The sequence below is a fragment of the Neisseria sp. P0020.S003 genome (assembly GCF_051957095.1).
GTDB lineage: Bacteria > Pseudomonadota > Gammaproteobacteria > Burkholderiales > Neisseriaceae > Neisseria > Neisseria subflava.
In genome coordinates this window covers 44,601-53,447 of record NZ_JBQCWU010000015.1, presented here as the reverse complement: position 1 = coordinate 53,447, position 8,847 = coordinate 44,601, and the positions used below count along the sequence as shown (strand labels likewise).

12 protein-coding genes are annotated in these 8,847 nt (G+C 49.7%); 9 read left to right on the top strand and 3 right to left on the bottom strand.

Features of this window, described 5'->3' with window-relative positions:
• Positions 1–157 precede the first annotated feature (157 nt).
• The 3 genes from ACTHTQ_RS08760 to xseA all read right to left on the bottom strand — a co-directional run bounded on the left by ACTHTQ_RS08760 (position 158) and on the right by xseA (position 3,221).
• Positions 158–967 (bottom strand): sulfite exporter TauE/SafE family protein, encoded by an 810-nt coding sequence (locus tag ACTHTQ_RS08760; RefSeq protein ID WP_440363675.1) that lies wholly within the window; start codon positions 965–967, stop codon positions 158–160.
• Between the two features lies 1 nt (position 968).
• On the bottom strand, positions 969–1,748 hold the full coding sequence (gene pssA, locus ACTHTQ_RS08755) for a CDP-diacylglycerol--serine O-phosphatidyltransferase (protein WP_440363674.1): 780 nt from the start codon (positions 1,746–1,748) through the stop codon (positions 969–971).
• A 123-nt stretch (positions 1,749–1,871) separates the two neighbouring features.
• On the bottom strand, positions 1,872–3,221 hold the full coding sequence (gene xseA / locus ACTHTQ_RS08750; protein ID WP_440363673.1) for an exodeoxyribonuclease VII large subunit: 1,350 nt from the start codon (positions 3,219–3,221) through the stop codon (positions 1,872–1,874).
• Positions 3,222–3,401: 180 nt separating this feature from the next.
• On the opposite strand from xseA, the gene lpxK reads away from it, so the two are divergent.
• The 9 genes from lpxK to pyrF all read left to right on the top strand — a co-directional run bounded on the left by lpxK (position 3,402) and on the right by pyrF (position 8,835).
• Positions 3,402–4,412 (top strand): tetraacyldisaccharide 4'-kinase, encoded by a 1,011-nt coding sequence (gene lpxK / locus ACTHTQ_RS08745; protein WP_440363672.1) that lies wholly within the window; start codon positions 3,402–3,404, stop codon positions 4,410–4,412.
• A gap of 64 nt (positions 4,413–4,476) precedes the next feature.
• Positions 4,477–4,740: a hypothetical protein gene (locus ACTHTQ_RS08740; protein ID WP_440363671.1), complete on the top strand. Its 264-nt coding sequence runs from the start codon at positions 4,477–4,479 to the stop codon at positions 4,738–4,740.
• Positions 4,725–5,141: a hypothetical protein gene (locus tag ACTHTQ_RS08735; RefSeq protein WP_440363670.1), complete on the top strand. Its 417-nt coding sequence runs from the start codon at positions 4,725–4,727 to the stop codon at positions 5,139–5,141. The genes ACTHTQ_RS08740 and ACTHTQ_RS08735 overlap by 16 nt, the downstream gene beginning before the upstream one ends.
• Positions 5,142–5,186: 45 nt before the next feature.
• On the top strand, positions 5,187–5,738 hold the full coding sequence (locus ACTHTQ_RS08730; protein WP_440363669.1) for a DUF2059 domain-containing protein: 552 nt from the start codon (positions 5,187–5,189) through the stop codon (positions 5,736–5,738).
• Between the two features lie 58 nt (positions 5,739–5,796).
• Positions 5,797–5,979, top strand: coding sequence for a Trm112 family protein (locus ACTHTQ_RS08725; protein ID WP_003679524.1), 183 nt, complete (start codon positions 5,797–5,799; stop codon positions 5,977–5,979).
• Entirely contained in the window at positions 5,976–6,734 is a 759-nt protein-coding gene (gene kdsB / locus ACTHTQ_RS08720) for a 3-deoxy-manno-octulosonate cytidylyltransferase (RefSeq protein WP_440363668.1), read from the top strand. The genes ACTHTQ_RS08725 and kdsB overlap by 4 nt, the downstream gene beginning before the upstream one ends.
• A 21-nt stretch (positions 6,735–6,755) precedes the next feature.
• A complete protein-coding gene (locus tag ACTHTQ_RS08715) occupies positions 6,756–7,274 on the top strand; it encodes a 3-deoxy-manno-octulosonate cytidylyltransferase (RefSeq protein WP_440363667.1) in 519 nt (172 codons plus the stop codon).
• Between the two features lie 71 nt (positions 7,275–7,345).
• Positions 7,346–7,993 carry an adenylate kinase gene (adk, locus tag ACTHTQ_RS08710; RefSeq protein WP_003746105.1) on the top strand — a complete coding sequence of 216 codons (648 nt, stop codon included), beginning with the start codon at positions 7,346–7,348 and terminating at the stop codon, positions 7,991–7,993.
• 110 nt (positions 7,994–8,103) lie between these two features.
• The gene (gene pyrF, locus ACTHTQ_RS08705) at positions 8,104–8,835 is read left to right on the top strand and encodes an orotidine-5'-phosphate decarboxylase (RefSeq protein WP_003682925.1); all 732 of its coding nucleotides are present in this window, start codon (positions 8,104–8,106) and stop codon (positions 8,833–8,835) included.
• Positions 8,836–8,847: the final 12 nt, after the last annotated feature.

The following is an 8,847-nucleotide window of genomic DNA, read 5'->3' as shown; positions in this document are numbered from 1 at the left end:
GCTGCTGGCTGCGTATATGCAGGTAGTGGAGTACGGCTTGGTATTTGAAGTGTAATGTATATTTGCTCATAAAAAAACTGCACCTTGTGAGTTGGAGGGGATGTCCAACTTTTGGGGTGCAGTTCAATTTTCAGACGGCCTTTTTTATAAGAAAGATTTAATGTATCAAATTCCAAGCCATCTTGGCGGCAATCAGCAGCAACATGATGCCGAAGGCGATTTTGAGTTTTCGGGCGGGCAGCTTGTGCGCCGTTTTTACGCCGAGCGGAGCAAAGAGGATAGTGGCAACGCTCAATATGGCCACGGCCGGAAGATAGATAAAGCCTGCTGCGCTTTCAGGCAGGTTGGCAATATGCAAACCGTTGGCAAAATAGCCGATGGTACCGGCAATCGCAATCGGCCATGCTAAACCTGAAGATGTGCCGATGGCACGGTGCGCCGGAAAGTTGCAATACAGTAGAAATGGAACGGATAGTGAACCGCCGCCGATACCGACCCAACTTGAAGCCGCCCCAAAAAGCGTGCCGACGGCTGTCAGGCCGGGGAGGGCAGGCAGGGTGCGTGAAGGTTTGGGTTTGGAATCGCGTAGGGTTTTGAGTGCGATAAAGGCAAGAAATGCAATAAAGAAAACCTGCAAAGCCAGCGTCGGCATATATTTTGCCGTTGCCGCGCCGAGGAGTACGCCGAGTATCATGCCCGGCGTCATCCGGCGGACGGTCGCCCAATCGATGGCATACTTTTTATGTTGGGCGTACATGCTGGAGAAGGTGGTAAACACCATTACGGCAAAGGAAGTGCCAATGGCGAGATGCTGGGCATAGGGGTGGCCACCTATGCCTTGCAGCTGCAACGCCCATAAGACAACGGGAACAATTAACGTGCCGCCGCCTACGCCGAATAATCCGGCAATAAAGCCCGCCGCGCTGCCGACGGCGAGCAGGGAAAGGATGATGTCCCAAGACCACATTTCAGACGGCCTTATCGTGTTTGTGAGTTTTGTAGCGTTTTTTAAACCAGCGGATGACTGCCATCACATAACCGGACAGGCTGTAACCGAGGAAGAACAAGAAGAGGACGAGCGAAGGCTTCCAGTTGATGAGCAGCAATACCAACACGGCCAATACCATGCCCATAAACGGCACTTGGCGGCGGATGTTGATTTCTTTGAAGCTCCAAAACGGAATCTGCACAATCATGGAAATACCGGCAAACAGGGTAATGCCCAATGCCCACCAATGCACGCCGGGGAAGCGTTCGATGCTGTGGTTGACCCAAATCAGGCCGACAATCAACGCAGCGGCGGTCGGGCTTGGAACGCCGATAAACCAGCGTTTATCGACTTTTCCGATGAGCGTGTTAAACAGCGCCAAACGCAGGGCGGCGCAGGCGCAGTAGATAAAGGCGACGGAATAACCGATTTTGCCAAACTGCCAAAGTTGCCATTTGTAGGCAATCAGGGCAGGCGCCACGCCGAAGCTGACCATATCGGCAAGGCTGTCGAGCTGTTCGCCGAACGCGCTCTGGCTGTTGGTCAAACGGGCAACGCGTCCGTCCATGCCGTCGAGCAGCATGGAAAGGAAAACTGCAATCGCCGCCGTTTCATAACGTCCGTGCATGGACTGGGTAATGGCGAAGAACGCGCAAAACAGTGCGGCGATGGTAAAGGAATTGGGCAGCAGGTAAATGCTGTTTTTGCGGATGGAGTTGCGTGGAGGAATCGGATTTTCTGTATTTTGTGCGTTGTCCATAATGTTTCCGTATATGCTGCGTGTGCAGATGAGGCATTATACCGCATTGGTTGGTTAAGGATTTTTAAAAGGCAGACATAGTTTCACTTCAATCGCATAAAGTTTCAGACGGCCTTTATTTTGTCAGTCAAATAACTCGCCCTGCGCCTGCTCTTTGGTTACGCGTACGTCGGTTTCGCCGTCGGCAAAAGTGATGTGCAGTTTCTGCCCTTGTTTCAACATATCGGCATTGCGGATGACTTGTCCGCGTGTGTTTTTGACGACCGAAAAGCCGCGCTCCAGAATATGTTGCGGCGATACGGCTTCGAGCAATGCGGCTTGGGCGGTCAGGCTTTGACGTCGGTGGACAAGCAGCTGGCGGAAGGAGTGCGACAAGGCCGTCTGAAAGCGGTCGATATTTTGTGTGTAACCAGAAACATCAGGACGGCAATGTTTCAGGGTTTGGGTTTGGCGTTCAAAACGGGCGGTGTGGGCGCGGAGGTTTTGCGTCATCGAGTAAGACAGCGTTTGCGCCAGCTTGCTGATTGAGGCGCGCTGCTCGTCAAGTTTTTGGCGCGGATGACGGATTTGCCGCGCCAGCCAGTCGAGTTTTTGGCTGGCATCGAAATAGCGTTGTTCCAAAACGGTTTTCAGACGGCCTTGCGCTTGGGCGAGGCGATGTAGCGATTCTTGGCGGTTGGGGCTGACCAGCTCTGCCGCGCCGGTCGGTGTCGGTGCGCGTACGTCGGCGACGAAATCGGCAAGCGTGAAATCGGTTTCGTGTCCCACGCCGCTAACGACCGGAATCGCGCAGGCTTCGATGGCGCGTACAACCGGCTCTTCATTAAACGCCCACAAGTCTTCAATGCTGCCGCCGCCGCGACAGACAATCAGCACATCACATTCGGCGCGTTGCGAAGCGGTTTTAATCGCTTGGGCAATTTGCAATTCGCTGCCTGTGCCTTGTACGGGCGTCGGATAAACGATAACGGGGATTTCGGGCGCGCGGCGGTTTAAGGTGGTCACGACATCGCGCAAAGCCGCCGCCGCCAGGCTGGTGACGATGCCGATACATTGCGGACGGGCAGGCAACGGTTTTTTGCGTTCCGCTGAAAACGCGCCTTCCGCCTGCAACTGCGCTTTCAATCGTTCATAGGCTTCGTAAAGCTGCCCCAAACCTTTGAGCCGTACTTCGTTCACGGTAATTTGAAATTCACCCCGCGCTTCATAAATGCTGATTTTTCCTGATACTTCGATATGGTCGCCTTCTTTCAAAGGCTTCGCCAAGCGCATGGCCGCACCCTTAAACATCGCGCAACGCACCTGCGCGCGGCTGTCTTTGAGCGAGAAATAATAATGTCCGCTGGCGGCACGGGTCAGGTTGGATACTTCACCGGCAATCCACAAGCCTGCGAGATGGTCTTCCAGCAAGGCTTTGGCAAGGGCGTTGAGCTCGGATACGGAAATGGAGGAGGGCGAGAAAAGTTCGGACATTGCGAAACGGAAAAATTTGGGAAAGCTGAATTATAAGGGTTTTAGAGCGACTCGTTGTATTCGTTTTCATGAAACTTGCGCCGTTTGTTTTAATATTATCAAAGCCGCATGTTCAGACGGCCTTGTCTGGGCGGGCTTGTGTTATATTATCGTTTGATTTTCGCCTCAAAAGCCGTGCGTATGCCCAAACTCCACCAAATTATCGAAAGCCATTGGCAATCTCCCAATCCGTTTCTGTCTTTGCTGTTAAAACCATTGTCCAAGCTGTTTGCCAAAATTGCGGTGAAACGGCGCGATGATTTTGTTTCAGGCCGTCTGAAAAGCGAAAAATTACCTGTGCCTGTGGTGGTGGTCGGTAATATCCATGCAGGCGGAACAGGGAAAACGCCGATAGTTGCCGCACTGGTGTCGGGTTTGCAGGAAAAGGACATTAAGGTCGGCATCATCAGCCGAGGTTACGGGCGCAAGAGTAAGACGGTTCATGTATTGAATACAGCCAGTAGTGTGGCAGATGCAGGTGACGAGCCTTTATTGCTGTTTCGCCAAACCGGTGCGCCGACGGCGGTAAGCAGCAGCCGTGCAGAAGCAGGCAGGGCATTGCTTGCAGCGCATCCTGAGCTTGAATTGATTGTGGCCGACGACGGCTTGCAACATTATGCCTTGCAACGCGATATGGAAATTGCCGTATTTCCAGCGGCAGATACTGGTCGCACCAATTTGGATTTACTGCCCAACGGCAGCTTGCGCGAACCTTTGTCTCGGTTGGCTTCCGTTGATGCGGTCGTCGTCAGTGGCGGAAAAGCAGATACGGCATTCAGGCCGTCTGAAAATATGTTTGCCAGCCATATTGAAACAGGACAGATTTACCGTTTGAACAGGTCGTCTGAAAAATTGGATTTGGCGGGTCTGGGAAATCAAACCGTCGCCGCCGTCGCCGGTATCGCCAAGCCGGAGCGTTTTTTCAATACGTTGCAAAGCATGAATATTGCTTTAAAACAAACCGTTGCCTTACCTGATCATGCAGATATTACGGCGGCGGATTTGCCGAATGCAGATGTGGTGATTATCACGGAAAAGGATGCGATCAAATTTTCAGACGGCCACGGTCTGAATCATGTGTGGGTCTTGCCTGTTTATGCGATAATTGAGCCGGGTTTGGCGGCGTTTGTATCCGCGAATGTTTCAATCTAAATGCTTATAGATGTTTCACAGATGTTTTAAAGATGATCTTCAAACTACGCGATAGGAGTAAATCATGAAGTTAAAATATTTGTTGGTCGCTTGTGCAGCTTTATTTGAATCTACTCAAAGCCTGGCTGCTAAACCAAGTGATGAATCTGCAATGAAATGGTTGGAGATTCAAGGGATAAGCAATAATTATAGCGAAAAAGTACAACGTTCTTTGGAGATGGTGAATAAAGAAGACAATGAACGCTTGTTAACGATGACGCCCAAAGCTCAAAAAGCGCAGATGAAGGCGGTCATCAGCCGTTATATGAAAACATGCAAGACGATTTGAGCCGCCCTGAGTTGAAAAAGCAATGGTTGGATGAAGAAAAGCGTGCCGTACAGAAAGTATTTACACAAGAAGAAGTCGATGTAACCAACCGTTTTTTCTCTTCGGCTCAGGGGAAAAATATTTTGAAAAAGATAAGAAGTTTACAACAGCATGGTGGAAATCTTGAGGATATGTTGAGCCAATCGGATATAGAAAAGATGGCTGAAGCATTTGGGCATGGTGCCGGTAAGTCTGCGCTCGAAAAAGTCAAACATTTCGATAAGCTGAGTGATGAGATTATCCACAAAACCATGAGTCAAAACTACCTCAATGCAAGCGATAAATATACGCCCGCTTTTGAGGCACAAACGCGTGATATTTTGTGTAAGGGCAATAAACATTCTTCGGAATGTGCCAAATAATTTTCCGACTATCTGAAAATATTTTTTTATTGAAAAGGAGAAAAAATGAAACTGAAAACTTTATTGTTGCCTTTTGCTGCTTTGGCCTTGTGTGCCAATGCGTTTGCCGCGCCGCCCAGTGATGCGTCGCTGGAAAAATGGTTAAATACGCAGCATTATGAGCAAGATATTGAGATAATTTTGAATGAGATTTTTCAAGAGGGATTTAAACCGCTTTCCGATACCTTGGTGGCTGAAGTCTCCAAAGAAAAAAAGGGAGAAGTAGAAAAAGCAGTTGTTCGTTATCGGGATATTGTTGTAAAGGAGGCGTTTACGCCTGAATTGAAACAGAGCATCCGCAACCGATTGTTGAAAAGTGCTAAAGCATCACTTACCCAAAAAGAAGTCGATGCTATGATTGCCAATCCGTCCAGTAAGGCTGTTGAGTCTTTCCTTGATAAGAATATGGGCGGGCTGGAAGAATTATTGCCGAAAAAAATACAGGAAGCTGCAGATTGGCATAAGCCTGAGTTTATCAAAGAATGGAGGCGGATTGCTTGCGGTGGCAAAAATCCTGAGCCAGTTTGTGCAAAATCTGATTCAAGTAGCAAGCGATAACTTCGAACTGTCCGAATCATTTCAGACGACCTTGATATAACTACCGAAAGTAAACCCCATGGAAAAAAAATTCTTAGACATCCTCGTTTGTCCTGTGACTAAAGGCAAACTCGAATACCATCAAGACAAACAGGAATTGTGGAGCCGTCAGGCAAAGCTCGCTTATCCGATTCGTGACGGCATCCCTTATATGTTGGAAAACGAAGCACGAGCGTTGAGCGAAGAGGAACTGAAAGCATGACCGAATTTGTCGTATTGATTCCGGCGCGGTTGGATTCTTCACGTTTGCCGGGAAAGGCTTTGGCCGATATTCACGGTAAACCGATGGTTGTTCGCGTTGCTGAGCAGGCGGCGAAAAGCAAGGCAGCGCGTGTTGTCGTTGCCACCGACCATCCCGATATTCAGACGGCCTGTCAGGCGCATGGTGTCGAAATGGTCATGACTTCCAATCAACACGAAAGCGGTACAACGCGCCTTGCCGAAGCGGCCAATACGCTGAAACTGCCGCAGCATCTGATTGTTGTGAACGTACAAGGCGACGAGCCTTTAATCGACCCTGAGCTCATCAACCGTACAGCCGAAGTTTTGGTTGAAAACAATGTGCAAATGGCAACTGCCGCCCACGAATTGCACGATTTTGACGAGTTTATGAATCCTAACGTCGTCAAAGTCGTCCTCGATAAAAACCGCAACGCCATCTATTTCAGCCGCGCCCCGATTCCTTATCTGCGCGATGTGATGCGTGCCGAAAAACGCGAATTGCCTTCCGAAACAGCCGTTTTACGCCACATCGGCATTTATGCCTATCGTGCAGGCTTCCTGCAACGCTATTCGGAAATGGATGTTTCTCCTTTGGAAACCATCGAATCGCTGGAACAGTTGCGCGTCCTGTGGCACGGTTATCCGATTGCTGTTGAAATCACCCAAGAAGCGCCTGCTGCCGGTGTGGATACGCAGGAAGATTTGGACAGAGTACGTGTTGCGTTTAAAGCTTAAGGCCGTCTGAAAGGAAAAGACATGAATGATTTCCGCCATTTGAGCCGTGAAGAACAAAAATTGCTTGCCGAAGTAGCGAAGCTGGTAAGAGAAGACGAGCAAGAATTCAACTATGACATGTTGAAAATAGAGGCGCCGGAGCAGGCCAGCGGCGAGTTTTGGTTCCGCATGGCAGAAATGCTCAGCACTTTACCGCCCAACCAGTCGTTGGACTTGCGTATGAACGGCGGACGTTTGACCGTTGCTGTATCGATTTTGTCGGTATTGCTGCAAGACAATCCCGATATTCCGCAGCTTTGGGCACAAAAAATCATTGCGCTCAACTATTTGGCTCATGGCCATCAAACCCGTGCAATCGGTTTGGCGCAGCAGCCTGACAAAGCAGCGGAAGCCAATGAGGAAGAATATTTGGCGAAAGCCTTATCGCAAAACTTGCTTTCCACTTTGAAAGACGCAATAGAGCGATTCCCTGAAGACTTATGGTTTATCGAAATGCGCGACGATGCATGGAAGCATTTCGGCCCGAAAGAGGCCGTCTGAAGTTTTGAACGATAAACACAAGCTGTGTAAAATTATCTGAACATTAAATCCGTCAACCAAAAGGACTCATCATGAAAGTATTATTGTTGGGCGCGCCAGGCGCCGGCAAAGGCACACAGGCTCAATTCATCACTGCTGCATTCGGCATTCCTCAAATCTCTACCGGCGACATGCTCCGCGCTGCCATCAAAGCAGGCACTCCGCTGGGTTTGGAAGCAAAAAAAATCATTGATGAAGGCGGTTTGGTACGCGACGACATCATTATCGGCATGGTTAAAGAGCGCATTGCCCAAGACGACTGCAAAAACGGTTTCCTGTTTGACGGTTTCCCACGTACATTGGCACAAGCCGAAGCCATGGTTGAAGCCGGTGTGGATTTGGATGCCGTGGTTGAAATTGATGTGCCTGACAGCGTGATTGTCGACCGCATGAGCGGCCGCCGCGTGCATTTGGCTTCCGGCCGTACTTATCACGTTACCTACAATCCGCCTAAAGTCGAAGGCAAAGACGACGTAACCGGTGAAGACTTGATTCAACGCGACGACGACAAAGAAGAAACCGTGAAAAAACGCCTTGCCGTTTACCACGAGCAAACCGAAGTTTTGGTTGATTTTTACAGCAAACTGGAAGGCGAACACGCGCCTAAATACATCAAAGTTGACGGCACCCAAGCAGTAGAAGCCGTGAAAGCCGAAGTATTGAAAGGTTTGGGCAAATAAGTTTTGCCGAAGTAAAATCATGAGGCCGTCTGAAAAAATATTTTCAGACGGCCTTTTGTGTACAAAAGCTGTTAAAATCGAAGCTATAACCGTTTATCCGCAGGCATCTTATGAATCCCTTGATCTCCGACTTCCAAACTCAGCAACAACGTACTCCCGTTATCGTCGCCCTCGATTTTGCCAACGAAAAAGATACGCTCGGATTTGTCCGCAATCTTGACCCGACACTGTGTCAAATCAAAATCGGCAAAGAGCTGTTTACCGCAACCGGCCGTAGTTTGGCAGAAAGCTTAATCAATCAAGGTTTCAAACTTTTCCTCGATTTGAAATACCACGATATTCCCCACACAGTCGCTCAGGCCTGTAAAGTTGCCGCCGATATGGGCGTTTGGATGGTCGATATGCACGCCTCAGGTGGCCGCCGTATGATGGAAGCCGCAGCAGAAGCCGTTGCCGGATATCAAACCCAGCCGCTCTTGATCGGCGTAACCGTGTTGACCAGCATGGAACAAAGCGACTTGGCAGAAATTGGTTTGAACATCGCCCCTGAAGAACAAGTCATCCGCTTGGCGAAACTAGCGCAAAGTTCAGGTTTGGACGGCGTGGTATGTTCCGCTCAAGAAGCCGCACCATTGCGCCGCGAATTGGGACAGGATTTTGTCTTGGTCACGCCGGGTATCCGCTTGGACGTTGCAGGCAATAATGACGACCAACGCCGCATCATGACACCGGCTGAAGCCTTGGCTGCCGGTTCAACCTATTTGGTAATGGGTCGCCCGGTAACCAAAGCTGCCGATCCGGTAGCGGTATTGCGTGAAGTCAATCGAGTAGCCAACGCTTAAGGCCGTCTGAAG

Coding starts and splice junctions, on each gene's coding strand:
- ACTHTQ_RS08715 (WP_440363667.1), top strand. CDS start 6,756: ATGAATGATTTCCGCCATTTGAGCCGTGAAGAACAAAAATTGCTTGCC.
- kdsB (WP_440363668.1), top strand. CDS start 5,976: ATGACCGAATTTGTCGTATTGATTCCGGCGCGGTTGGATTCTTCACGT.
- adk (WP_003746105.1), top strand. CDS start 7,346: ATGAAAGTATTATTGTTGGGCGCGCCAGGCGCCGGCAAAGGCACACAG.
- ACTHTQ_RS08730 (WP_440363669.1), top strand. CDS start 5,187: ATGAAACTGAAAACTTTATTGTTGCCTTTTGCTGCTTTGGCCTTGTGT.
- ACTHTQ_RS08735 (WP_440363670.1), top strand. CDS start 4,725: ATGCAAGACGATTTGAGCCGCCCTGAGTTGAAAAAGCAATGGTTGGAT.
- ACTHTQ_RS08740 (WP_440363671.1), top strand. CDS start 4,477: ATGAAGTTAAAATATTTGTTGGTCGCTTGTGCAGCTTTATTTGAATCT.
- lpxK (WP_440363672.1), top strand. CDS start 3,402: ATGCCCAAACTCCACCAAATTATCGAAAGCCATTGGCAATCTCCCAAT.
- pssA (WP_440363674.1), bottom strand. CDS start 1,748: ATGGACAACGCACAAAATACAGAAAATCCGATTCCTCCACGCAACTCC.
- xseA (WP_440363673.1), bottom strand. CDS start 3,221: ATGTCCGAACTTTTCTCGCCCTCCTCCATTTCCGTATCCGAGCTCAAC.
- pyrF (WP_003682925.1), top strand. CDS start 8,104: ATGAATCCCTTGATCTCCGACTTCCAAACTCAGCAACAACGTACTCCC.
- ACTHTQ_RS08760 (WP_440363675.1), bottom strand. CDS start 967: ATGTGGTCTTGGGACATCATCCTTTCCCTGCTCGCCGTCGGCAGCGCG.
- ACTHTQ_RS08725 (WP_003679524.1), top strand. CDS start 5,797: ATGGAAAAAAAATTCTTAGACATCCTCGTTTGTCCTGTGACTAAAGGC.